At 71.0% G+C, this 525-nt stretch carries 1 protein-coding gene; it reads right to left on the bottom strand.

Translation table 11 applies throughout. The annotated features are described in order from the left end of the window. Nucleotides 1-227, bottom strand: a 227-nt coding sequence (locus FNQ90_RS26315) for a hypothetical protein (protein WP_182608576.1), incomplete at its 3' end; no start/stop codon positions are given. Nucleotides 228-525: the final 298 nt, after the last annotated feature.

Genomic DNA, 525 nt, shown 5'->3' with positions numbered 1-525 from the left:
AGGGGGCGGTTGGTCAGGGAGGCGCCCACGCACAGGCGGACCGCGCCGAACACGCTCAACGCGACGGCGGTGTGAAGGGCGGTCAGCCACAGGCCGTTGGTGAACAGGTCGACCACGGCCAACACGGCGGCGGCCAGGGCGATCAGGGTGGCGAGGAGGGACATCACCGGCCGGTCGGGCACGTACATGCCGGGCTCGGTACTCGGGTCGGGGATGGTGGCGCTCACGGTTCACCGCCGGGGCGGGGGGCGCTGGTAGCGTGGGACATGGCGATTCGCTCCTTGTCAGCGGGTCGCGGAAGCAGAAGAGGCCCCATGCCGGGGGCCTCTTCTGCGTTTTCGGGGGAGTCGGTCAGTCGGCCGGCTTGTCGAGGTGGTCGGTGCGGTTGCCACGCTCGAGGAGCACGGCGCGCAGGTAGCGCTCGGCCTCCGCCAGCTCCAGCTCGATCCGGTGCTTCGCCCAGACCGCGAGCGCGATATCGCCGGGCGTGATGCGCTCCCGGTTGGTGAGATTGCCGCGCACGAC

This window comes from Streptomyces alkaliphilus, from assembly GCF_014141535.1.
GTDB classification, from domain to species: Bacteria; Actinomycetota; Actinomycetes; order Streptomycetales; family Streptomycetaceae; genus Streptomyces; species Streptomyces alkaliphilus.
The sequence above is the reverse complement of the archived record's forward strand: the minus strand, read 5'-3'. Positions and strand labels throughout refer to the sequence as shown.